At 74.1% G+C, this 23,314-nt stretch carries 20 protein-coding genes and 1 other RNA gene; 12 read left to right on the top strand and 9 right to left on the bottom strand.

The window, feature by feature from the left end:
• Positions 1-41 precede the first annotated feature (41 nt).
• Positions 42-1,349 (bottom strand): glycosyltransferase family 4 protein, encoded by a 1,308-nt coding sequence (locus tag QNO07_RS11385; RefSeq protein ID WP_283991659.1) that lies wholly within the window; start codon positions 1,347-1,349, stop codon positions 42-44.
• A 251-nt stretch (positions 1,350-1,600) separates the two neighbouring features.
• Between QNO07_RS11385 and QNO07_RS11390 the strand changes: the two genes are divergently transcribed.
• The gene (locus tag QNO07_RS11390) at positions 1,601-2,215 is read left to right on the top strand and encodes a TetR family transcriptional regulator (protein ID WP_283991660.1); all 615 of its coding nucleotides are present in this window, start codon (positions 1,601-1,603) and stop codon (positions 2,213-2,215) included.
• A 55-nt stretch (positions 2,216-2,270) separates the two neighbouring features.
• On the opposite strand, the gene QNO07_RS11395 is transcribed toward QNO07_RS11390, so the two are convergent.
• Positions 2,271-4,073 carry a stealth family protein gene (locus QNO07_RS11395; RefSeq protein ID WP_283991661.1) on the bottom strand — a complete coding sequence of 601 codons (1,803 nt, stop codon included), beginning with the start codon at positions 4,071-4,073 and terminating at the stop codon, positions 2,271-2,273.
• A 450-nt stretch (positions 4,074-4,523) separates the two neighbouring features.
• Between QNO07_RS11395 and QNO07_RS11400 the strand changes: the two genes are divergently transcribed.
• The 3 genes from QNO07_RS11400 to QNO07_RS11410 all read left to right on the top strand — a co-directional run bounded on the left by QNO07_RS11400 (position 4,524) and on the right by QNO07_RS11410 (position 7,172).
• Positions 4,524-5,162 (top strand): class I SAM-dependent methyltransferase, encoded by a 639-nt coding sequence (locus QNO07_RS11400; RefSeq protein ID WP_283991662.1) that lies wholly within the window; start codon positions 4,524-4,526, stop codon positions 5,160-5,162.
• A gap of 1 nt (position 5,163) precedes the next feature.
• A complete protein-coding gene (locus QNO07_RS11405; protein WP_283991663.1) occupies positions 5,164-6,084 on the top strand; it encodes an N-acetylmuramoyl-L-alanine amidase in 921 nt (306 codons plus the stop codon).
• Positions 6,085-6,212: 128 nt separating this feature from the next.
• Positions 6,213-7,172 carry a DUF5336 domain-containing protein gene (locus QNO07_RS11410; RefSeq protein ID WP_283991664.1) on the top strand — a complete coding sequence of 320 codons (960 nt, stop codon included), beginning with the start codon at positions 6,213-6,215 and terminating at the stop codon, positions 7,170-7,172.
• Between the two features lie 147 nt (positions 7,173-7,319).
• Here QNO07_RS11410 and QNO07_RS11415 read toward each other — a convergent pair whose 3' ends face one another.
• A complete protein-coding gene (locus QNO07_RS11415) occupies positions 7,320-9,161 on the bottom strand; it encodes an AMP-dependent synthetase/ligase (protein ID WP_283991665.1) in 1,842 nt (613 codons plus the stop codon).
• Between the two features lie 373 nt (positions 9,162-9,534).
• On the opposite strand from QNO07_RS11415, the gene QNO07_RS11420 reads away from it, so the two are divergent.
• From QNO07_RS11420 to chsH3, 3 genes are all read left to right on the top strand, one after another.
• Positions 9,535-10,977, top strand: coding sequence for an MFS transporter (locus QNO07_RS11420; RefSeq protein ID WP_283991666.1), 1,443 nt, complete (start codon positions 9,535-9,537; stop codon positions 10,975-10,977).
• Complete coding sequence (locus QNO07_RS11425) at positions 10,970-11,740, top strand: SDR family NAD(P)-dependent oxidoreductase (RefSeq protein ID WP_283991667.1); 771 nt, start codon at positions 10,970-10,972, stop codon at positions 11,738-11,740. Before QNO07_RS11420 ends, QNO07_RS11425 begins: the two co-directional genes overlap by 8 nt.
• 223 nt (positions 11,741-11,963) lie before the next feature.
• Positions 11,964-12,821: an enoyl-CoA hydratase ChsH3 gene (chsH3, locus tag QNO07_RS11430; RefSeq protein ID WP_283991669.1), complete on the top strand. Its 858-nt coding sequence runs from the start codon at positions 11,964-11,966 to the stop codon at positions 12,819-12,821.
• Positions 12,822-12,933: 112 nt separating this feature from the next.
• Here chsH3 and QNO07_RS11435 read toward each other — a convergent pair whose 3' ends face one another.
• Together QNO07_RS11435 and QNO07_RS11440 are read right to left on the bottom strand one after the other, a co-directional pair.
• Entirely contained in the window at positions 12,934-14,031 is a 1,098-nt protein-coding gene (locus QNO07_RS11435; RefSeq protein ID WP_283991670.1) for a carboxylate-amine ligase, read from the bottom strand.
• Between the two features lie 176 nt (positions 14,032-14,207).
• Positions 14,208-15,428 (bottom strand): hypothetical protein, encoded by a 1,221-nt coding sequence (locus tag QNO07_RS11440; RefSeq protein WP_283991671.1) that lies wholly within the window; start codon positions 15,426-15,428, stop codon positions 14,208-14,210.
• 219 nt (positions 15,429-15,647) lie between these two features.
• Here QNO07_RS11440 and QNO07_RS11445 point away from each other — a divergent pair, with 219 nt between their 5' ends.
• The 3 genes from QNO07_RS11445 to QNO07_RS11455 are packed head-to-tail and all read left to right on the top strand — an operon-like array spanning position 15,648 to position 18,501.
• Positions 15,648-16,505 (top strand): Nif3-like dinuclear metal center hexameric protein, encoded by an 858-nt coding sequence (locus tag QNO07_RS11445; RefSeq protein ID WP_283991672.1) that lies wholly within the window; start codon positions 15,648-15,650, stop codon positions 16,503-16,505.
• Positions 16,502-17,245 (top strand): zinc ribbon domain-containing protein, encoded by a 744-nt coding sequence (locus QNO07_RS11450; RefSeq protein ID WP_283991746.1) that lies wholly within the window; start codon positions 16,502-16,504, stop codon positions 17,243-17,245. Before QNO07_RS11445 ends, QNO07_RS11450 begins: the two co-directional genes overlap by 4 nt.
• 8 nt (positions 17,246-17,253) lie before the next feature.
• Positions 17,254-18,501 (top strand): bifunctional RNase H/acid phosphatase, encoded by a 1,248-nt coding sequence (locus tag QNO07_RS11455; RefSeq protein WP_283991747.1) that lies wholly within the window; start codon positions 17,254-17,256, stop codon positions 18,499-18,501.
• A 111-nt stretch (positions 18,502-18,612) separates the two neighbouring features.
• On the opposite strand, the gene eda is transcribed toward QNO07_RS11455, so the two are convergent.
• Positions 18,613-19,236, bottom strand: coding sequence for a bifunctional 4-hydroxy-2-oxoglutarate aldolase/2-dehydro-3-deoxy-phosphogluconate aldolase (eda, locus tag QNO07_RS11460; RefSeq protein WP_283991673.1), 624 nt, complete (start codon positions 19,234-19,236; stop codon positions 18,613-18,615).
• Positions 19,237-19,324: 88 nt separating this feature from the next.
• The gene (yaaA, locus tag QNO07_RS11465; protein WP_283991674.1) at positions 19,325-20,125 is read right to left on the bottom strand and encodes a peroxide stress protein YaaA; all 801 of its coding nucleotides are present in this window, start codon (positions 20,123-20,125) and stop codon (positions 19,325-19,327) included.
• A gap of 177 nt (positions 20,126-20,302) precedes the next feature.
• On the opposite strand from yaaA, the gene rnpB reads away from it, so the two are divergent.
• An RNA gene (gene rnpB, locus QNO07_RS11470) (RNase P RNA component class A) lies at positions 20,303-20,715 on the top strand.
• 348 nt (positions 20,716-21,063) lie between these two features.
• Here rnpB and QNO07_RS11475 read toward each other — a convergent pair.
• The gene (locus tag QNO07_RS11475) at positions 21,064-21,642 is read right to left on the bottom strand and encodes a Fic/DOC family protein (RefSeq protein ID WP_283991675.1); all 579 of its coding nucleotides are present in this window, start codon (positions 21,640-21,642) and stop codon (positions 21,064-21,066) included.
• Positions 21,639-22,355: an antitoxin VbhA family protein gene (locus QNO07_RS11480; protein ID WP_283991676.1), complete on the bottom strand. Its 717-nt coding sequence runs from the start codon at positions 22,353-22,355 to the stop codon at positions 21,639-21,641. The genes QNO07_RS11475 and QNO07_RS11480 overlap by 4 nt, the downstream gene beginning before the upstream one ends.
• A 548-nt stretch (positions 22,356-22,903) precedes the next feature.
• Here QNO07_RS11480 and QNO07_RS11485 point away from each other — a divergent pair.
• Positions 22,904-23,143, top strand: a complete 240-nt coding sequence (locus QNO07_RS11485) for a hypothetical protein (RefSeq protein WP_283991677.1) — start codon at positions 22,904-22,906, stop codon at positions 23,141-23,143.
• Positions 23,144-23,314: the final 171 nt, after the last annotated feature.

Here is a 23,314-nt window from a genome sequence, read left to right on the forward strand (position 1 = left end):
GGCGGGCGTGAGGTCGGGTGGGCGGCGGGGGAGCGGCCGGCTCAGACGGGGTGGTGGTGGGCCAGGGCTTCGCGGTAGCGGCGCACGGTACCGATCGCCGCCTGCTCCCAGGTGAAGCGGCCCATCACCCGTTCGCGCCCGGCGGCGCCCAGGCGGCGGCGCAGCGCGTCGTCGCCCAGCAGCCGCCCGAGGGCACCGGCAAGCGCGCCGGCGTCACCGGGCGGCACCGCCAGGCAGGTGTCGCCGTCGGCGCCGGTGACCTCGGGAATGGCCCCGCCGGTGGTGGCGACCAGTGGCGTGCCGGTCGCCATGGCCTCGGCGGCCGGCAGCGAGAAGCCCTCGTACAGCGACGGCACGCAGGCGACCTGGGCGCCGCGCACCAGGTCGGCCAGTTCCCCGTCGCTGATGCCCTTGACGAACTCGACGGCTCGGGACAGTCCGAGACGGTCGATGGCCGCCGCCACCGGGCCGTCGTCGGCCCGCTTGCCGACCACCACCAGGTGCGCGTCCGGGTGCTCGGTGCGGACCTTCGCCAGTGCCTCGACGAGGTGCACCAGGCCCTTCAGCGGCACGTCGGCGCTGGAGGTGGTGACGATGCGGCCGGGTACCTCGGGCACGGACGGGTCGGGGGAGAACACCCGCGCGTCCGCGCCGATGTGGACGACGTGCACCCGGTCCGCGCGCACCCCGAGGTGGTCGACGATCTCCTGCCGGGAGCTGCCGGAGACGGTGAGCACCGACGGCAGCCTGCGGGCCACCCGCTTCTGCATGCGGGTGAAGCCGTACCAGCGGCGCACGGACAGCTGCCTCGTCAGGCCGCGGGCCGCGGCGAGGTCCAGCGCACGGTCCACGGTGATGGGGTGGTGGATGGTGGTGACCAGCGGCGCGCCCAGATCGCGGAGCAGGCCGTATCCCAGCGTCTGGTTGTCGTGCACCACGTCGAAGTCGCCGCGGCGGGCGGCGAGGTGGCGGCGGGCGCGCAGCGAGAAGGTGAGCGGTTCGGGGAAGCCGCCGGTCCACATGGTGCCGACCTCCAGCGCGTCGACCCAGTCCCGGTACTCGCCCGGTCGCGGCGTGCGGAACGGGTCGGGCTGCCGGTACAGGTCCAGGCTGGGCAGTTCGGTCAGCGTGACGCCGTCGTCGACCACCGGGTAGGGCTGGGCGCCGATCACCTCGACGCTGTGGCCGAGGCGCACCAGCTCGCGCGACAGGTGGCGGACGTAGACGCCCTGGCCGCCGCAGAACGGGTTGCCCTTGTAGGTGAGCAGCGCGATCCGCAGCGGGCGGCCCGGGTCGTCCGCGGTATGCGGGGGGCCGGCCACCGTGCCCGGTACGGCTTCTGCGGTCACTCGCGGCCCCCTTCAGGCTGGGCTTTCGCGGGAGCGTAACCGCTCGCGCCGAGGTAGAACAAGTTTCACCGGCGGGCATATCCTGCCCTCGTCCGGCTTTTGAATCTACCGGCCGGTCACCGCGTGAAGCCCGCCGGACCTGGTGATTCGCACCACGACCGGGCGGCCTGCCACGATGCGACGGGCCGAGCGGACCCGTTCGCCCGTCGCAACCTCCCAGCCCACCGAGTCCGGAGCGGCATCACCAGCACATGGCCACACAGCACGGGTCGCAGCCCCCGCCACCGATGACCGAGCGCCAGGAGGAGCGGCGCCGGCGGATTCTCGACGCCTGCGTCCGGCTGGCCCGGCGGGGCGGGTTCGACGCGGTCCAGATGCGGGAGGTCGCCGAGTTGTCGCAGGTGGCGCTCGGCACCCTCTACCGCTACTTCCCGTCGAAGGTGCACCTGCTCGTCGCCACCATGGAGGACCAGCTGCGGCAGCTGCACCGCACCCTGCACCGGCGCCCGCCGACGGAGTCCGACCCGGCGGCCCGGGTGGCGACGACCCTGATGCGGGCCTTCCACGCCATGCAGCGCGAACCGGACCTCGCGGAGGCCATGGTGCGGGCGCTGACGTTCGCCGACCGGTCGGTCAGCGCCGAGGTCGACAGCGTCTCCCGGCTCACCACGGCGATCATCGTCGACGCGATGGGGCCGGCCGCCGCGCCCGGGCCGGGGCAGCTGTCGGCGGTGCGGGTCATCGAGCACACCTGGCACTCCGCGCTGATCACCTGGCTGTCCGGGCGCGCCTCCATCGAGCAGGTCAGGGCCGACATCGAGACGGCCTGCCGGCTCGTCGGCCTCGACGCGGCCGACGCCGGCTGACGCGTCCCCCGAGGGGCGGCCCTCACCGCACCCCGCAGCCGCCTGCCCGCAGCTCTCAGCCGTCGTCGCGCTCGTAGGGGCTGGCGAACGGGAAGTACTCCCGCAGGAAGGGCATCATCACTCCCAGCTGGGTGGCCAGGTCCCGCTCGTCGGAGACGGTGTCGTTGAGGCAGAACACCGTGCGGTTGCGGTGGGCCAGCAGGCGTCCCAGGCGGGCGGGCGTGAAGGGGTGGGCCACGTCGAAGTAGTCGTACCGCAGGCCGCCCGGTACCGCGCGGCCGGTGAGGTAGGCGTAGTAGTGGTGCAGCGACGAGGTGACCGACAGGTCGTCCAGCGAGCGGAAGCGGTTGCCCGCGGTGCTCTTGTGGCGGTCCGCGAACTCCTCCTCGATCTCGCGCAGCACACTGCGCCGCAGTGCGTGCGGTACGTGCTTCATCTTCTGGGTGAGCACCGCGCCGAACCGTTCCTCCAGCAGGGCGCGGTTGTTCTTTCCGGAGACGGTGATCGGTACGTCCTCGGGTGAGGGCAGTCCGAAGGGGACATGGACCTTGGACTGGAAGAAGCGGGTCAGCCCGTTGGAGAGGAAGAAGTCCTGCGGGGTGGTCAACCGGCCGAAGAACACGTCGTCGTTGAGGTAGAGGAAGTGCTCGGCGAGGCCGTCGACGTGGTGCAGCTGGCTCTCGATGGCGTGCGAGTTGAACGTGGGCAGCAGCGAGTGGTCGCGGAAGACGTCCCGGTGGCTCACCACCGTGATGCCGGGGTGCGAGGTGTCCAGCCAGCTCGGCGTCTGGTCGTCCGTCACCAGGTAGACGTGCCGGATCCAGGGCGCGTAGGTGTGCAGGGAGCGCAGCGAGTAGCGCAGCTCGTCGCGGCTGAGGAAGCGCGCCGCGTTGGCCGCCTCCTCGTGGTACGCCTCGCCCGCGTGCTCGGCCCGGCGGCGCAGCCACGCCGGGTCGGCGCCGTCCACCCAGGTGTACACGGCGTCCACCGGGAACGGGACGTCCTCCGGCAGCGGGGCGGCGAACGGGCCGACGGTCCGCACCATGGCGGGCGGCGCCGTGCCGACCGGCAGCAGCTGCGTGAAGTGGTTGAGGGGCACCTCGACGCGCGGCTCGTCCGGCGGCAGTTCCTCGGTGCAGCGGTTGCGGCGCGGTGCCGTCAGGGCGCCCGTCTCGTCGCGGCGCCAGAACTCCACCGTGCAGCCGTAGCGTTCCTCCGTCGCGGCCGTGCCGTGCCGGTCGGTGTGGTACCAGTTCAGCCGGACGAGGTCGGCGCGGCCCAGCCGGCGACGCGCCTGCGCGGAGTCGCCGGGCACGGTGCGCGGGCGCGCCCGGCGCAGCAGCCGCCATCCGCGGTCGTCGAGCAGCGTCACATAGCCCGCCGTCTCACCGCACAGGAGGGTGAGCGCGCGCAGGGCGCGGACACGTTCCGTCTCCGGTACGCCGACCGTGGTACCGGCACCCCCCAGGCCGCGTACGCAGAAATGGTCCACGCCGGCCGCCGTCAGTGTCTCGGTGACGGCGCGCAGAGCGTCCACGTGGGCGTGCAACGGGCTCGGGTGGTCCTGTACCCGGGCCGCCCGGGGCTGCCCGTGCACCAGGACCAGGCGCCGCTCGGCGGGCGTGAAGCGCGCCGGCTCGCTGCGGCGGGCCCAGGCCGCGCGGAGCCTCGCGAGGCGCTCGGAGGGGAGCTGGGCGGAGGTCAGCGAGCGCTTCAGCTCGCTGCGGGCCTCCAGCGAAAGTCTCGCCGCGACGGCTCTGCGGGCGCGCAGCGGGACCACACGTCGGTAGAGCACCACCGGGGGGCTCGCCTCCGGGTTGCGGTGGACCGACGGGGCCTGGTCGGCGGGGGCAGTCATGTGCAGGCAGCTCCCAAGTTAGATATTGCTTTTGTCCGAATTGTCACATGGGCAGCCCGGGAGTGGGAGGGGGCGGGGTGCGCGGCGCCCGGCGCCTTCCGGCCGTCCTGACGCCCCCCGTGGCCTGTCGGCCGCCACCCCCTCGGTCACTCCGCGCTGCGGCCCCCGAGTACCCCGTCTCGTCCGGTCCAGGCGTGGTCCGGGCCGGGATGGCGCAATCCATCTGCTACGGGCGGGAGTTGACTGAAAGCGGTCATACCGCAACCCGGTGAACCGCCTCGGACCGGGCCCTGGCGGGGTGCCGGGCGTGCGGTGTGGTCGAACAGGCGTGCGGCCGCTGTCGCGCGCCCGGAGCGTCACCCGTCCGCCGGGCGCGCCCAGGGGGCGCCCGCAACCGGCGGCGACCACCCCGGCGCCCCGCCGGGGGCGCCGGTGCGGCAGCATGACGCCATGACACCCGCGCCGGAGACCGTTGCCGCCTTCGAGGCGGCCAAGGGCTTCATGCCCCTCGACGAGGGCCTCGCCCTGTACAGCGCCGCCACGGAGGCCGCCCGGCTGGGTCTGCCGCTGCTGGAGATCGGCACCTACTGCGGCCGGTCCACCCTGCTGCTCGCCGACGCGGCCCGCGCCGCAGGCGTGACGGTGCTCACCGTCGACCACCACCGCGGCAGCGAGGAGCAGCAGCCCGGCTGGGAGTACCACGACCCGACGCTGGTGGACCCCGCCGTCGGCCGGATGGACACCCTGCCGACGTTCCGCCGCACCCTGCACGCCGCCGGGCTGGAGGAGCACGTCGTCGCCGTCGTCGGCCGCTCCCCGCAGGTGGCCGCGGTGTGGCAGGGACCGCTCGGCCTGGTCTTCGTCGACGGCGGGCACACCGACGAGCACGCCACCGGCGACTACGTGGGCTGGGTCCCGCACCTCGCCGAGGGCGGCATGCTGGTCGTGCACGACGTCTTCCCCGACCCGGCCGACGGCGGGCAGGCGCCCTACCGGGTGTACTCCAGGGCCCTGGCCAGCGGCGCGTTCACCGAGACGTCGGCCACCGGCTCGCTGCGGGTGCTGCGGCGGACCGGGGCCGGGATCTGACATGTCGGCCGGCAGAAGGCTCCTCGTGGTGCTCGCCGTGCTGGTGCCGCTGGCGCTGGCCGGCGGGCTGGTGTGGCTGGTCACCTCCGGCGACCGGACCTCCGGCCCCGGCGCCCCCTCCGCCTCCGGCGCACCGGCCGACGGCCGGACCCCGTCCGCCGCGCCGCCGTCCGGTCCTGACGCCCCGGCGCCCGGCGGGGACCGCCCGCCCGGCGCCTCCCCGTCCGCCGAACGTCCCCTGGCCGGGCGGGTGGTGGTGCTCGACCCGGGCCACAACCCCGGCAACCGCGACCACACCGCCGAGATCAACCGGCAGGTGGACATCGGCACCGGCCGCAAGGAGTGCGACACCACCGGGACCGCGTCCGACGCGGGCTACCCGGAGGCCGACTTCACGCTCGACCTGGCCCGCCGCACCCGGGCCGTGCTGCGGGAGCAGGGCGCCGAGGTGAGGTTCACCCAGGAGGCCGACGTGCCGTTCGGCCCGTGCATCGACGAGCGCGCCGCGATCGGCAACCGGGCGAACGCCGACGCGGTGGTCTCGCTGCACGCCGACGGCTCCGCGCGGGGCAACCGCGGCTTCCACGTGATCCTGCCCGCCGAGGTGCGGCAGGGCGACGCCGACACCCGGGGCATCACCGCCGGGTCGCGGCGGCTCGGCGAGCACCTCGCGGACCGGTTCGCGGAAGCCACCGGCACCCGGCCGGCCGGATACCTGGGGCCGCAGACCGCCGACAGCGGCCTGGTGGTGCGCGGCGACCTGGGCGGACTCAACCTGTCCCGGGTGCCGAAGGTCTTCCTGGAGTGCGGCAACATGCGCGACCCGCGGGACGCCGCACTGCTGAGCGACCCCGCCTGGCGCCAGAGGGCGGCCCGCGGCGTGGCGGCAGGCGTCACCGCCTACCTGACGGGGAATCAGTAGTCGCGGACGGGTCCGGCGGCCCGGTGCGATCCTCAGGGGCCGTACCCCGGCGCCCCGCGCTGTCCGTACGATGGGGCGCGCCCCCGTGATGACCGGACCATGACGACAAGATCGACGAAGGATCTGATGTGAACAACCGCTCGCTCACTCGAGGCGACGCAGTGGTGATCGGAGCAGCGGTTCTGCTGTTCATCGCCTCATTCCTCGACTTCTACAAGGCCAGCTCCGGGTTCGGCATCTCCGAGGGCCGCAACGGCTGGTCCAACTTCTGGTGGCCGGTCATGCCGTCCGTCTTCCTGGCGGGCTTCTTCGCGGCCGGCCTCATCGCGGCTGCCCGCTTCCTCCCGCAGGAGCGCACGTTCCTGGGCCTGAAGCTGGACCAGTGGGGCCTCACCCTCAGCGTGTTCGCCCTGTGGACGGCGTTCTGGACGCTGCTCAGCAGCACCGGTGACGCCAAGTCGGGCCTCGACGTCGGCATCGGTCAGATCCTGGCGTTCATCGCCGTGCTCGTGCTCGCCGGCGGTGCCATCGCGACGCTGCTGGTACCGGCGCTGCGCGCGCCGCTGCTGCCTGCCGGGCCCCGCCCCGGCCAGCAGCCGCCCTACGGCGGCGGCCAGCCGCCCGCCTACGGCTACCCCGGCCAGCAGCAGCCCGGCCAGCAGCAGGCCGGCTACGGCTACCCGGGCGGCCCGCAGCCCGGCGCGCCCGGTCAGCAGCAGTCATACGGCGGCCAGCCGCAGCCGGCCCAGCAGGGCTACCCGCAGCAGGGTGCGCCCGGCCAGCAGCAGGGCCAGCCGCAGCAGGGCCAGCCGCAGCAGGGCCAGCCGCAGCAGGGTCAGCCGCAGCAGGGTCAGCCCGGCGCCGCGCACGGCCAGCCGGCGGCCGACCCGAACTTCCAGCCGTTCTGGTTCGCCGTGCCGGTGGCCCGGCCGCTGTTCGGTGAGGACGGCTCGCAGACCCCGGTCGCCGAACTCGCCCCCGGCACCTGGTACCTGGCCGTCGAGCAGCGCGGCCAGGCGCTCGTCGCGCAGACCCAGGACGGACGCCGCGGCGTGCTCCAGGACACCTCCGGCATCCAGCGCGGCTGACCGCGGCCGGCCGGCGCCGTCAGCCGGCCCCGCACGACGGAACGGCCCCCCGCCCACCCGGGCAGGGGGCCGTTCCGTCGTGCGGGGTGCGACACGGGACCCACCGGCGGCACGGCCCGATGGACCCGAACGGGCGAGGGCAGCGGGTCAGGCCCGGTAGAGGTCCTCGATGTCGGCGGCGAACGCCTGGACGATGGCGCCGCGCCGCAGCTTCATCGACGGGGTCATCAGCCCTTCCTCCATGCTGAACTCGGAGGGCAGGATGCGGAACGCGCGGATCGACTCGGCCCGCGACACGGCGCTGTTGGCCATCGCCACCGCCCGCCGCACCTCGGCCTGCACGTCGTCGGCCCCCGGCCGCCTCCCGTCACCGGCCGTTTCCGCGCGACCCACCACACGGCCCAGCGACCGGCGGCTCTCCAGGGCGTCCGGGTCCAGCGTCACCAGTGCCGCGATGTAGGGGCGGTTGTCGCCCACGACCAGGCACTGCGAGACGAGCGGGTGGGCGCGTAACCGCTCCTCCAGCAGCAGCGGCGAGACGCTCTTGCCGCCGCTGGTGATGAGCACGTCCTTCTTGCGGCCGGTGATCACCAGATGTCCGTCGTCGTCCAGGTACCCGATGTCGCCGGTGGCCAGCCAGCCGTCGCGCAGCACCGCGGCCGTGGCCACCGGATCGTCCAGGTAGCCGGAGAAGACCACCTCGCCGCGGACCCAGATCTCCCCGTCGCGCGCGATGTGCACCGCGCAGCCCGGCAGCGGCAGGCCCACCGTGCCGAACCGGGGCCGGCCCGCGGGCTGACCGGTCACCGCGGCGGTGGTCTCCGTCAGGCCGTAGCCGTCGTGCACGATGATCCCGGCCCCGGCGAACAGCAGGCCCAGCTCCCGGCTGAGCGTCGACCCGCCGGAGGAGGCGAACCGCACCCGGCCGCCCAGCACCGCCCGCAGCCGGGTGTAGACCATCCGGTCGAACACCGCGTGCGCGGCCCGCAGCATCGGGCCCGGGCCCGGCCCGCCGGTGGTGTACCGGCGCTCGACGGCCTCCCCGTAGCGCACGGCCACGTCCGCCGCCCGCTGGAACAGCTCGCCGCGTCCCGCCTCCTCGGCCGCCCGGCGGGCCGCGGCGACGATGCGCTCGAAGACGTACGGCACCGCGAACAGGTACGTCGGCCGGAACGACGCGAGCGCGGGCAGCAGCTCGGCCGGGGCCAGGTCCGGCTGGTGCCCCAGCCGGACACCGTGCCGCAGGCACACCACGACCACCATCAGCCCGTAGATGTGCGACAGCGGCAGGAAGGCCAGTACGGCAGGCTGCTCGCCCTTCTCCGCCAGCAGTTCCCGCCACCCCTCGTACAGCGTGTCGCACTCGGCGACCAGGTTGGCGTGCGTGATGACGCAGCCCTTGGGGCGGCCGGTGGTGCCGGAGGTGTAGGTGACCGTCGCCACCGACCAGGGCCGCACCGCGGCCCGCATCCGGTGCACCAGCTCAACGGGCACGCAGTGGCCCAGGTTGGTCAGCAACTCGACGCAGCCGGAGTCCAGTTGCCACATGCGGCGGAGCAGCGGCAGCGCGTTGCACACCGCGCCGATCGTCATGGCGTGGTCCTCGTGCTCGACGACGACCGCCACCACCCGGGCGTCGGAGAGGATCCACCGCACCTGCTCCGCCGACGAGGTCGGGTACACCGGCACGATCTGCGCGCCGATCGACCACAGCGCGCAGCCGAACAGCGTCCACTCGTACCGGGTGCGGGACATCACCGCGACGCGGTCGCCGAACCCGATCCCCTCACTCAGCAGGCCCCTGGCCAGTCCCAGAACCTCGTCGCGGAACTCGGCCGCGGTGACCGGCTCCCAGGCGCCGTCGCCCGTCGCGCTGCGCCGGGACAGCTGCACCAGCTTCGGATCGTCCTCGGCGATGCGGTGGACCGAGTCCGCGAGCCCTCCCGAACGAAGCGGCTCCACCAGCGGCGGCAGGCTGAAATCGCGCACACGAACCCCCTCCACGAACCGGTGCCACGCCCCCTCCGACAGGCTTCAGGACGCGCAAGTTACCCGGCCCGGTCGCGGCTGCATAGAGGGGTCGACGGGCTCCGGAACCATGTGCGAACGAACCGTCCGCCCAGCGTGGAGGCGCGTTCTCCCACCGGTGCGCCGACGCGTCCGAGCCCGCGCGGGCCGCCTGCCCGCGCGCCCCCGCGCACGCCCCCGCTCAGCCCGCAGGCGCCCGGCCCGCCGGTCCCGGCCTCCTCCGCGACCCGCCGCACCGCCGCACCCGACCCGCCGCACCCACCCGGCCGCACCCGGGCCGCCGGCTCTCCGGGGTGGCGGGCGGGCGCGGTACGGCGGGTGCGAGCATGGCCGGATGCCCCTGAGACGACACACCCCCGCCCGACGGGCCCCGGACGCCGGTCGGAGCGCGGCGCTGAGCCGCCGGGTCGCGGTGCTCGCGGCCTGCGCGGGCCAGTTCCTGGTGGTGCTCGACGTCTCGGTGATGAACGTGGCCCTGCCGTCGGTGCGGACCGACCTGGGGCTGGGCGAACTGGGCGGCCAGTGGGTCGTGAACACCTACACGCTCACCTTCGCCGGCTTCATGCTGCTCGGCGGGCGGGCCGCCGACCTCTACGGCCGCAAGCGGGTGTTCCTGGCCGGACTGGGCCTGTTCACCGCCGCCAGCCTCGCCGGCGGCCTCGCCCAGGAGCCGTGGCAGCTGCTGGCCGCCCGTTCCGTGCAGGGCTGCGGCGCGGCCGTCCTGGCACCGGCGACACTGACCATCCTCACCTCGGTCTTCCCCCACGGCCGCGCCCGCACCAAGGCGATAGCCGCCTGGAGCGCGGTGGGGGCAGGCGGCGGCGCGGCCGGCGGGCTGGTGGGCGGCCTGCTCACCGACGCCCTGTCCTGGCGGTGGGTCCTGCTGATCAACGTCCCCGTGGGCGTGGTCGTGCTGACGGCCGCGGCCGTGTGGCTGACCGAGCACCGGCAGCCCGGCGGGCGCCGGCTGGACGTGCCCGGCGCCGTGCTCGTCACCTGCGGCCTGGGCGCGCTCGCCTTCGGCGTGGTCCGCACCGAGTCCACCGGCTGGACCGCGCCGGACACCCTCGCCGCCCTGGGCGCCGGCGTGGTGCTGCTGGCCGTGTTCGTCGGTGTCGAGTTCCGGACCCGCTCGCCGCTGATGCCGCCGTCCGTCTTCCGCTCCCGGACGGTGTCGGCGGCCAACGCGGCGGTCTTCACCAACGGCGCCGCGATGTTCTGCATGTGGTACTTCATGTCGCTGTACATGCAGAACGTGCTCGACTACCCGCCGCTGCAGGCCGGACTGGCCTTCCTGCCGCAGTCGCTGAGCGTCATGGCCGGAGCCACCGTCGCGCCGCGCCTGATGCTGCCGCTCGGCGCCCGCAACGTCGCCGTGCTCGGCGCGCTCACCGCCGCCGCCGGCTACCTGTGGCAGAGCGGCATGCACGCGGACGGCGACTACCTCACCACGGTTCTCGGCCCCGGCGTACTCATGGCGCTGGGCGCCGGCCTGGCCGTGACGCCGCTCGCCGCACTGGCCACGGCGGGGGCTGCACCCGGGGACGGCGGGCTGGTCTCGGGCCTGCTCAACACCTCCCGCACGATGGGCGGCGCACTCGGCCTCGCGGTGCTCTCCACCGTCGCAGCCGCCCGCACCGGCGGTTCCGCCGACCCCTCGGCGCTCGCCGAGGGCTACGCGCTGGCGTTCCGCACCGGCGCGGGCATCCTGGTGGCGAGCGTGGTACTCATGATCGTCGCCCTGCCCCGCACCGAGAGGGAAGCCGCCCATGAGTGAGGACCCGACGCAGGGCCGCCGCGTCCTGGTCACCGGTGCGGCACGCGGCCTGGGCCGGGTGCTGGCCGGCGCGTTCGCCGCGGCCGGCGACACGGTGGCCGTGCACTACGGCACCCGCCGGGCGGAGGCCCTGCGCACCGTCGCCGACCTGCCCGGGACCGGGCACACCGCGATCGGCGCCGACCTGGCCGACCCGGCCGGGGCAGCAGCCCTGGTCGAGGAGGCGGTGCAGGCGCTCGGCGGTATCGACGTGCTGGTCAACAACGCCGCGGTCAACACCGCGCACCCGCCCGCCGACACCGGCTTCGAGCAGTGGGTCGCCGCCTGGCAGCAGCACACCGCCGTCAACCTGCTCGGCACCGCCCACGTCAGCCACCAGGCCGCCCGGCACATGATCGCGCAGGGCCGGGGCGGCCGGATCGTCAACATCGGCTCCCGGGGCGCCTTCCGCGGTGAACCCGACCACCCCGCGTACGGCGCCACCAAGGCCGCGGTGCACGCGCTCGGCCAGTCGCTGGCGGTGGCCCTCGCCCCGCACGGCATCGCGGTGGCCTCCGTGGCGCCCGGCTTCTTCCGCACCGAGCGGGTAGCCGAGCGGCTGCACGGCCCGTCCGGTGAGGCGATCCGCGACCAGAGCCCCTTCGGCCGGGTCGCGGAGCCCGAGGAGATCGCCTCCGCCGTGCTGTGGCTGGCCTCCCCGGAGGCCCAGTGGGCCTCCGGCACGGTGCTGGACCTCAACGGCGCCTCCCACCTGCGCACCTGAGCGCGCGGCACCCCCGACGCCGTCGTCCCGCTCCCGCCCCGGCGCCGCCCCGGGCGCGGGAGGGGTTTCCCGCGCGGCGGGCGTGCGTTATACAGAGGCCGTCGACTAGAACATGTTCTCGCCGCGGGTTCGCCGCCCGCCGCCTGACACCCCGTCGTCCGCCGCCCCCTCGTTCGCCGTCCGTCGTCCTGCCCGCGTCACCCGGCCAAGGAGCGCAACGCCCATGCCCATCGACGTACCCCGCGTGCTCGCCGCCGAGCCCACCACCGCAGAACTGGTCTGGAACCACAAGGACGTGCAGCTGTACCACCTCGGGCTGGGCGCGGGACGACCCCCCACCGACCCGGCGGAGCTGCGCTACCTGCTGGAGGACCGGCTCCAGGTGCTGCCCGCCTTCGCAACCGTCGCGGGCGGCGGCATGGCCGCCATGGACGGCCTGTCCGCGCCGGGCGTCGACGTGGACCTGGCCGCGGTACTGCACGGCTCGCAGTCGCTGGTGCTGCACCGGCCGCTGCCGGTCAGCGGCCGGGCGACGCAGACCGCCCGCGTCACCGCCGTGCACGACAAGGGCAAGGCCGCCGTGGTCGTGCTGCGTGCCGAGGTCGCCGACGCCGACGGCCCGCTGTGGACGTCCGACGCGGAGATCTTCGTCCGCGGCGAGGGCGGGTTCGGCGGTGAACGCGGCCCGTCCCGCAGGCTGGACGTGCCCACGAGGGCTCCCGACCTGACGGTGGAGCGGCCCATCCGCGAGGAGCAGGCACTGGTCTACCGGCTCTCCGGCGACTGGAACCCGCTGCACGCCGACCCGGAGTTCGCCGCCCTCGCCGGTTTCGACGCCCCCATCCTGCACGGCCTCTGCTCCTACGGCATGACGCTCAAGGCCGTCGTCGACGCCGAGCTGGACGGCGAAGCGAGCCGCGTCACCGCCTACCGCACCCGGTTCGCCGGAGTCGTCTTCCCCGGCGAGACGCTGCGGATACGCCTGTGGCGCGGGGAACCGGGACGGCTGCAGTTGACCGTGACCGCCGCGGAACGGGACGACGCCCCGGTGCTGGCGGACACCGTCGTCGAACACTGCTGACGCATCAGCCTCGCTGACAGTCCGGCACCGCTGACAGCCCGCCCGCGATAGGCGGTCGGGCCGCCGCTCCCGCCCGCCCGCGCGCCGGTCGGGCGGAAGCCGGGCGGCGCGCTCAGACCTCGACAGTCTCCGAGGTGAGCAGTTCCACCAGTGCCGGCATGCCGCCGCTCTCCATGGCCCGCCGCTGCCTGGCGGCTGCCGTGCCGTCGGTCAGCAACTGCTGTATCAGGCCGCCGACCTGGCGTTCGTCACCGGCCTCGACCAGCGCGGGCTTGATGTGGTCCATCAGCGCCTCCACAACCTCCGAGGCGGGTCGCGAGGCGTTGCCGGCCGGGTCCACCAGCCGGGCGTCGAGACCGTAGCGGGCGGCGTGCCAGCCGGCCCCGACAAGTATCTCGTGCGGCACCGCGGGCGTCGGCGCCCCGGCGCGCTCCTCCTCAACCGCCGTCGCCACGAGCGCCCGGATCAGCCCGCCGAAGAGCACGGCGTCGCGGGAGCGCAGCTGCACGTCCAGCGCCCGCACCTCGACGGTCGGGTACTTCTCCGACAGCCGCGCGTGCCAGTACAGCGCACCCCGGTCGCCCACCACCCCGGCGTTGAGCAGCCCCTCGACGCGGCGCTCGTAGTCCTCCTCGCCGTCGAACAGCGGCGGCTGCCCGCTGACCGGCCAGCGGTTGAAGACGACCGTGCGCCAGCTCGCGAAGCCGGTGTCGTGGCCCTGCCAGATCGGTGAGTTGGCGCCCATCGCGACCAGCACCGGAAGCCAGGGCCGCAGCCGGTTGAGCACCGCCACTCCGGTGGCCCGGTCGGGGACCGCCACGTGCACGTGCATGCCGTTGATCAGCTGCTCGTCCACCAGCTGCGGTGCGGCGTCGAGCAGGGCCCGGTAGCGGGGGCTGTCCGTCACCGGCATCGGGGCGTGCCCGGCGAGCGGCGCCGAGCCGCTGGCGGCCAGCCGGCAGCCCGCGTTCTCCGCCGCACTGCTCAGCGAGTGCCGCAGCCGCAGCAGGTGGCCGCCGGCCTCGTCGAGGGTCTCGCAGACCGGAGTGGCGACCTCGACCTGCACCTGGAGCAGTTCCGGCTGCACCTCGTCGCGGTCGATCGCCGGTTCCAGCCGGATTCCGGCCCGCACCTGGTCGGCGCGCGGCACCGGCAGACCGGTGTCCGGGTCCACGAGCAGGTACTCCTCTTCGATCCCCAAAGTCAACATGTCGCCGCAAGTACCTCGTCCCGGTCACCGTGCAGGGCTTCTCCGTGCACCGCATTTCGTGCTCGGTGAGGTACCCGCAGAACGGCCCGGCACGCCTGCTGATTGTGCCTCCGCCGCCGGTGAGGGCGTCCCCGCGCCGGTGCGGGGGTTCGGCGCCCCGCCGGGCGGGGCCGGCGTCAGTACCGGCCGGCGAGCGGCGCCTGCTGGAGCGGTACCGGGCGGCACACCGCTGCCGCAGACGGCAGCGGCTCCGCCCCGGCGGACGACCCGGCAGGAGGGCCGGCCCCGTCGCCGACCGGGCTGCCGGCCGGTTCGCCGGTGGGCGACTGCGGGCCGGGGAACGCGCCGAAGGTGGCGGGCGCGGGGCCCGCCGAGCAGGCCGCGGAGTCGTCCAGCGGTGCGACGCGGGCCAGCCCGCACGGTGCTGTCGGCGTGGAGTGCGGGAGCCGCAGCTCACCGCCGGGCGTGACCAGCCCCGTGCCCGGCAGCCAGCCGGGCGGCGCGGACAGGTGCCGCAGGTCGCGGTCGCCGGGCCGCCACACCGCGGCCCAGGTGCCGTTGGGCCCGTCCACCCGCAGCGCCACCGCGCAGCACTCCGGGGTGAGTACCTGCCCGGGCTGGACCGCGAACGGGGTGACGCTCACGTCGGAGGGGTGCAGCGCCTCCGGGAAGCGCACCGGCAGTCGGCTGCCGAGCACGCCCCAGCCCACCCGGTCGGTGCCGGGCGCGTCCGAACGCAGCAGCAGCAGGCCGCTGTCCGGGTCGGCCAGCAGGAGCCGGTCGTTGCTCTCCTCGGTGATCTCCAGCAGCGGGTTGACCGCACCACCGCGGCCCAGGTCCACGGCCACCGTCTTCACCTGGCCGTGCGCGTCCTCGCGGTCCAGGGCCAGCAGCCGGCCCTCGCGGTCCAGCCAACCGCCGCCCGAGCAGCGGCCCGGCACCTCCGCCACCGGCTCCGGGCCGAAGGCCCCGCCTGCCAGCAGCCACACCGTGGTCGACAGCGGGCCGCGCACCAGCGCGAAGCAGGACAGGCCGTCGGGTGCGGGCGGCAGCAGCGACAGCTGCTCGCACTCCAGCGCGCCCAGCGGCACCTCGCCGGTGCCGCCGCCGGTCGGGTACAGCAGGACCGGCCGGTAGAGCTGCCCCGTCCGGCGCACCAGTACCACCCGGCCGTCCGCCAGCGGCTGAACCTCGCTGTCCGCCTCCTCCGGCTGGTGGCCGGCGAGCGCCACCGCGTACGGCTCGGGACCGTCGAGGGTCCAGCGCTCCGGGTACCAGCAGCCGCTGCCCGAGGTGGTGAGCCGGGCCGCGTAGGAGCCGTCGGCGGAAATCGTGCACCGTCCGGACTCCCGGGTACCGCCGCTGTCGGCGGGTGTCTCCATCGCACAGGCTGTCATCGTGCGATCACCTCCAGCGACGACGCTAGTTTTCGTACGCGCTGCCGAACAACCGGTGCCGTGACGTTTCATCCGTACGGGTGGCGAAGGACCGTTTCCCCGACCCGGCGGGCCTCGCTCGTGCAAAGCGAGAGCATCGGCGACCGGGGACCGGGGCTCCGGCCGGGAGCGGTCCGGCGGCCGGTCACAGCCGGGCAGGCGGAAGGTAGCCTTTCCCCCGTGCCCGCACTCTCCGACATCATCTCCGCGCTCGACGCCCTCTGGCCCCCCGAGCGGGCCGAGCAGTGGGATGCGGTGGGTCTGGTCTGCGGCGATCCGGACGCCCAGGTGGACCGGGTGCTGTTCGCGGTCGACCCGGTGGCGGAGGTGGTCGAGGAGGCGGTGGCGCTCGGCGCCGGCCTGCTGGTCACCCACCACCCGCTGTACCTGCGCGGCACCACCACCGTGGCCGCCTCCACCTTCAAGGGCAAGGTGGTGCACACGCTGATCCGCCACGGTGTCGCCCTGCACGTGGCACACACCAACGCCGACCGTGCCGACCCCGGCGTCTCCGACGCGCTCGCCGCCGCGCTGGGCCTGCGGGTGCTCGGACCGCTGGTGCCCGACCCCGACGACCCGGGCGGCGCCCGGGGCCTGGGCCGGATCTGCGAACTGGACGCCCCGATGCCGCTGGCCGACTTCGCCCGCCGCGCCGCCGCCTCCCTGCCCGTCACCGCGCAGGGTGTGCGGGCCGCCGGGGACCCGGAGCAGCAGGTGCGGACCGTCGCCGTCTGCGGCGGCTCCGGCGACAGCCTCTTCGACCAGGTGCGTGCTGCCGGAGTGGACGCCTACCTGACCGCGGACCTGCGGCACCACCCGGCGTCCGAAGCCCGGCAGCAGTCCCCGCTGGCGCTGCTGGACGCCGCGCACTTCGCCACCGAGTGGCCGTGGTGCGAGCAGGCCGCCGCCCAGCTCGACGCGCTGTCCGAACGCAACGGCTGGGGCCTGCGCACGCACGTGTCCCGCGCCGTCACCGACCCCTGGACCGCCCACGCGGCGTCCGACCCGCACCCCGATCTCCCAGGAGCCCCCAACTGAACGCCGAGCCCGCCGACCAGATCCGCCTCCTTGACGTCCAGGGACTTGACGTCAGGCTCTCGCAGCTCGCGCACAAGCGCAGCAGCCTTCCCGAGCACGCCGAGATCGAGGCGCTGGAGGGTGAACTCACCCAGCTCCGCGACCTCCTGGTGGCCGCGCGCACCGAGGAGGGCGACACCGCCCGCGAGCAGACCAAGGCCGAGCAGGACGTGGACATGGTCCGCCAGCGCTCCGCCCGCGACCAGCAGCGGCTCGACTCCGGCTCGGTGACCAGCCCGAAGGACCTGGAGAGTCTGCAGAGCGAGATCGCCTCGCTGGCCCGGCGGCAGAACGCGCTGGAGGACATCGTCCTGGAGGTCATGGAGCGCAACGAGGGCGCCGCCGCCCGTGTCGCGGAACTGACCGAGCAGGTCGGGTCCGTCGAGGCCCGCCTCGCCGAGGCGCAGGCCCGCCGCGACGCCGCCGCCGAGCAGATCGACAGCGAGGCCGCGTCGGTGGAGAAGGAGCGGGAGGCCGTCGCCGCTGCGGTGCCCGACCCCCTGCTGGCGCTCTACGGCAAGCTGCGCGGCCAGCACGGCGGCGTCGGTGCGGCAGCGCTGTTCCAGCGCCGCTGCGAGGGCTGCCGCCTGGAGCTGAACATCACCGAGGTCAACGACGTCCGCGCCGCCCCGCCCGAGGAGGTGCTGCGGTGCGAGAACTGCCGCCGCATCCTGGTGCGCACGCCCGAGTCGGGGCTGTGACGCCACCGGTGGGCAGGCGGCTGGTCGTCGAGGCGGACGGCGGATCGCGCGGAAACCCGGGGCCGGCCGGTTACGGCGCGGTGGTGCTGGACGCGGCCACCGGCGAGACGCTGGCGGAGACGGCGGCGTCGGTGGGCCGGGCGACCAACAACGTCGCCGAGTACAAGGGACTCATCGCCGGGCTGCGCGCGGCCCGCGAACTGGACCCGCAGGCGAGTGTGCGGGTGCGGATGGACTCCAAGCTCGTCGTGGAGCAGATGTCGGGGCGCTGGAAGATCAAGCACCCGGACATGCGACCGCTGGCGGAGGAGGCCAGGGGGGTCTTCCCGGCGGGCGCCGTCGCCTACGAGTGGATCCCGCGGGAGCGCAACAAGCACGCCGACCGCCTGGCGAACGAGGCGATGGACGCCGCCAAGCGCGGTGAGCGGTGGGAGCCGTCCCGCTCGACCGCCGACCTGGACACCGGACCGGGCCTGCCGTCCCCGTCCGACCCGCAAGCCGCCGGGCAACTCGCCGGTCAGCCTGCCGGGCAGCCTGCCGGGCAGCCTGCCGGGCAGTCCGGGGGGCACGAGGCGGGGGAGGAGAGCGGTCCGGCGGTCCCACCGCCGGGCTGGTCCGCCGACCTGGGCACGCCCACCACGCTGGTGCTGCTGCGGCACGGTGAGACCGCGCTCACCCCGCAGAAGCGGTTCTCCGGCAGTGGCGGCGACGACCCCGAGCTGTCACCGGCCGGACGGCGGCAGGCCGCGGCCGTCGCCGCGGCACTCGCCGCGCGCGGCACGGTGCAGGCGGTGGTCAGCTCGCCGCTGCGGCGCTGCCAGGAGACCGCGGCAGAGGTGGCCGGCCGGCTCGGGCTGGACGTGCGCACCGACGAGGGGCTGCGCGAGACGGACTTCGGCGCCTGGGAGGGCCTCACCTTCGCCGAGGTGCAGGAGAAGTACCCGCAGGACCTCGCCGCCTGGCTCGCCTCCGCCAAGGCGGCCCCCACCGGCGGCGGGGAGTCGTTCGCCGCGGTGGCCCGCCGGGTGGCCGTGGCCAGGGACAAGATCCTCGCCCGGCACTCCGGCCGCACGGTGCTGCTGGTCACCCATGTCACGCCGGTGAAGACCCTGGTCAGGCTGGCACTGGGCGCGCCGCCCGAGTCGCTGTTCCGGATGGAGCTGGCCGCCGCCTCGCTGTCCGCCGTGTCCTACTACGCGGACGGCAACGCCTCGGTGCGCCTGCTCAACGACACGGCCCACCTGCGCGACCGCTGACGCCCGCGCCCCGTCCCTCGCGCGCGCCGACCCGTTCCCCTCTCCGCCCGCAGCGGACGCCGTTGCCCGTTGGGGGCCGGGTCAGCGCGGCAGGGTTGTGTGCGGGGCCGGTCAGCGCGGCACGGCCAAGGCCGCTGCCTCTGCGGCCAGTTGCTCCACCCGGTTCCAGTCCCCGGCGGCCAGTGCGTCCGGCGGGACCATCCATGTCCCGCCGACGCAGCCGACGTTGGGCAGCGCGAGGTAGTGCGCCGCGGAACGGCGGGTGATGCCCCCGGTGGGGCAGAACCGCACCTGCGGCAGCGGACCCGCGAGCGACTTCAGGTAGGCGGTGCCGCCCGCCGCCTCCGCGGGGAAGAACTTCAGCTCGGTGACGCCGCGTTCGAGCAGCCGCAACGCCTCCGACGCGGTTGAGACCCCTGGCAGGAAGGGCACACCGCAGTCAGCCATGGCGTCCAGCAGGCGGTCCGTCGAGCCGGGGCTCACCAGGAAGCCGGCTCCCGCGTCGACCGCCGCGGCGGCCTGCCCGGCGGTCAGCACCGTCCCGGCGCCCACCTGCGCGTCCGGCACCGCGTCGGCGATGGCGCGGATCGCGGGCAGCGCCGCCCCGGTGCGCAGTGTCACCTCGATCAGCGGCAGTCCGCCGGCGACCAGTGCGCGGGCCAGCGGCACGGCGGTCGCGACGTCGTCGAGCACCACGACAGGAACGACCGGCGCCCGGTCGAGCAGGGAAGTCATGCCGCCATCCTGCCCGCGCACCGGCACTCTGCGAAACAGTCGTTGCGTGCTGCGCAACGACTGTGAGGGTGGGTGCCGGGCAGGGCCCTCAGTGCACGTCGGTGACGATGACGTCGAGCTGCCACGGGCGGCCCGCCCGTGCCGGAGCGACCGTCTCCACCCGGTGGCCGAGGTCCGCCAGGGTCTCGGCCAGCTCGGCCGGAGTGGCCGGCTCGGCGCCGCCGGTCAGCAGCGAGCGGACGATACGCCCCTTCGTGGCCTTGTTGAAGTGGCTCACCACCGAGCGCTTCTCCACGCCGTCGACCAGACGGGCCTGCAGCACCCGCACGGTGGCAGTGCGTTCGGCCAGCTCCCCGGTGGGCTTCCACATCGACGCGTACGCCGACGACCGCAGGTCCAGCACCAGGCCCGCCCCGGCCGCCGCGGGCAGCGCCTCGGCCAGCGGGCCGCGCCAGAACGCGGTGAGCGCGCCGGTTCCCGGCAACCTCACCCCGGCCGAGCAGCGGTAGGACGGGATGCGGTCCGCGACGCCCACCGCGCCCCACAGCGCGGAGAAGACCAGCAGCTGCCGCTCGGCCCGCCGCCGGGCGTGCGCGTCCAGCCCGGCCAGGTCGAGGGCGTCGTAGAGCACTCCGGTGTACACCTCGCCCGCGGGCAGCGCGGGAGCGGACCGCAGGGCGGCGTTCTTGGCGATCTCGCCCCGCAGCCCCGCGCTCAGCCCGAGCACCTCCGCAGCCTTGTCCGCGTCCCCGGAGCACAGCGCCACCAACTCGTCCAGCACCGTGCGGCGCGCCCCGTCCAGTGCGGGCAGCGAAAGGCCGGCCGGGTCCAGCACGGGTCCTGACCCACCGGCGGCCTTGCCCTCCGACGGCGGCAGCAGCACGAGCACGACGTTCTTCCTTTCGCGGATGCGGAACGCCCGGCGGTTCCGCCGGGCGCAGCAGGTACTCCCGAGGGTACGGGCCGCCGGACGCCGGACCGCTCCCGGTGCGGGGCCACGACCGCGCGGGGGTCGGCCGCGGTCCGGGAGGCGCCGGGCGGCGGCGTAGGATGGGCGCACGGCAGACGAGTCGTGCGGGCGGTCGCGTCGGGGTCCTTGAAGGGTCCCGCCGAGGAACGTCCGGACTCCGCAGAGCAGGGTGGTAGGTAACGCCTACCTGGGGCGACCCACGGGACAGTGCCACAGAAAGCAGACCGCCGGGGCCGCGAGGCACCGGTAAGGGTGAAACGGTGGTGTAAGAGACCACCAGCGTCCAGGGTGACCTGGACGGCTCGGTAAACCCCACCCGGAGCAAGGTCAAAAGGGACCGGCCGCCGACGAGGCGACCGGTTCTGCGCGGACGTTCGAGGGCTGCTCGCCCGAGTCCGCGGGTGGACCGCAGGAGGCCGGTGGCGACACCGGTCCCAGATGGATGACCGCCTCCCGCCGACCGCGAGGTCCGGCGGAGACAGAATCCGGCGTACAGCGCGACTCGTCTGCCGCCACCTGCGGTTTTGCCTCGGAAAGGGCATCTGATCCGGGACGGAGGCCCTTTCCGATCTTTCATGGGCTTACCGTTCAGGCGGGAAAAAGCCCCTCGGGAGTCCCCCAGACAGAGCTGAAGATCCCTGGAAAGTCCCTTGAGCGGAGGGTCGGATGACGCCTCTGAGCTGGTCCGGGTCGTGGGACATCACGCTGTCGCTCTGGAACTCAAGGAGTCGGCCTCCCGGGCGGTCCGGGAAGGAACCTGGGACGATCTTGTATGGGACTCGTCGCTTTCGATGACTGAGCTGAGAGGTCGTGACCGGCAGACCGACCTCGGTGACGGCGCCGCCGGCGGACGCCAGTCAGGCGGGACGTACCAGGGCGTCGAGCATCTTCTCCAGTAGGTCGTTGTTCGCGTTGAAGCTGGCCACCGATGCGGCGATGTTCTCCTCTTGGCCCATGTCCTGCCAGGAGATGGTGTATCCGGCTTCGCGGGCGAGTTGGGCGAGTTGGGCGAGGAAGGCGCGCTGGGTGCGGCCGTTGCCTTCCCGGAAGGGGTGGATGGCGTTCACATCGCCGTACAGGTCGGCCAGGGCTCGGACGAACTCCAGGCGGTCCAAGCTGTGCAGATGGTCGTTGTCGGCGAGCTTGTGGAACACGTCCTTTGCGAAGGAGACGATGTGGATCGACGGGCAGAACGATGTGCCCTTGGAGATCTCAATGGTTCGTAGCTCCCCGGCCCACGGGTACACGCTGCCGAAGATCTTCCGGTGGAACGCTTGCAGGTGTGCGAGGTCGTAGCTGCCAGGCAGCGGCTCGGCGTCCAGGATGGCGAGTTCCAGGGCGGCGATGTCCGCTTCGGCCTCGGAGAGCTCGGTTGCGTCGGTGATGCCGAGACTGTTTCGGAGGACGCCGTTGGGCTCGCTGTAGGGGTCGGTCACTCAGCGGCCTTACGGGTGTAGCGGGCGAGGGTGCGGGCGCGCAAGGCTGCGGCGTCGAGTTCTCCGCGTGCGTAGGAGTCGAGGCCGGCGGTGGTGTCTGCGCTGACGCGCAGCCCCTCGGCCTCGGTGGAGCCGATGGCGGAGGCGACCGCCGCTTGGCGACGTTGGGCTTGCTCGTCCTGTTCGCGTCGTCGGTAGGCCTCTAGGGATGCGACGTCCACGCGGCGGTGGGTGCCGACCATGCGGAATTCGATCAGGCCCTTGTCGAGCAGCTTGACCAGGTGCGGCCGGGAGACGCCGAGGGTCTTCGCTGCCTGGATAGTGGACAGCTCCGTACCCTTGGCGATCACCTCGACCGCGCGGCCGGAGGTAATGAGCGCCATGGTCTCCATGAGGACCGCCAGGGCTTCCCGTGGCACCTCCATGGTGACCTTGCCTGCTTCGGCGACGGTGATGTGGAACGTCTCGGCACTGCTGGTGAGGGCGTCACGCAGGCATGGCACGGCCTCCTCGACGCTGCGTTTGCGCTGCTCCTTCCGCGTCCGCTGCGCCTGGGTCCCGCGCAGTGCGGGCGGGTTCTCAGTGGGGCGCTTGCGCGGCACCTTCTTCCGAGTGCGGGAGGTCTCGATCTCGTGGCTGAAGGTCGTCGTACTGTCGTCGGTGGGGTGCTTCTTCTGCTTGGCCGATTTCTGTCCCTGGTGGGTCACGGGCATGGGTGCGTCCTCAGCTTTGAGCGGGTGCTATCACCCTCAACCATATGAAACAAGTGAACCAAGTGCAATATGTGTAACTACTTGGAGTGGCGGCGCTGCCCCTTGCGACACCGGAGGGCAGCAGTCCACGCCTTCGTCCCGCAGGTCGTACGGCCGCAGTGCCATGGACTGTCCGCGCCCGGGTACGGGTCCAGGTCTTCGCCCCAGCCTCGCGCATCCGCTCGGTGGCCTGGAGTTCGTGCAGACGGCGGGGCGGGAAGTACAGGCTGCGAAACGGGCCCGGGGGTGCACGAGGCCTTCTCGCGTACCGCGCGACTCGTCTGCCGCCCGCGCTTCCGGCCCGAGTCGGGGTGGGGCAGCGAGTCAGGGTTGTTGCGACGCCCGGCCCGGTCAGGCCGCCCGTCTCCAGCGTGTTCGCTTCCCCCACAGCACGCCCCTGGCCCCCGGGGGCGCCCCGGGCGCTCCTGCGTCACCCGTTCGGCGGCTGTACAGACCCGGGCGGCGCCTTCCGGGGTGCGGGGGCGGCCTTCCGTGGGCACGCTTGACCCATGGAACGCAAGCGACCGCCCGAGCCGGAGTACCCGGTGGTGGTGGGGTCATTCGGGGACAATTCCCGGTACCGCCTGGTCTGGCTGCGCGGCCTCGGCTGGGAGCCGCTCGCGCGGGAGGAGTTCGAGGACCGGGTGCGCGAGGTCTTCCCGGACATCGACTTCGACGATCCCGAGCAGGTGCACTGGGTAGTCCAGCCCGAAGAGTGGTCCCCCGCCTGGCATCCCGGCGAGCAGTGAGACCGGCGAACCCCGCCGGGCGGGCCGCACCCACCGTGCGGCCCGCCCGGCCTTTCCCGCGCCCGGAGTGTCCGTGCCCCGGCACCCGCGGCGCCGCAGCCACGCACCCGGGTGACAACTCCACCGCCAGGACGGCACGGAACCGCTGACTCCCGGCTCTGGACGTGGCGG

Source organism: Streptomyces sp. 549 (assembly GCF_030124175.1).
GTDB lineage: Bacteria > Actinomycetota > Actinomycetes > Streptomycetales > Streptomycetaceae > Streptomyces.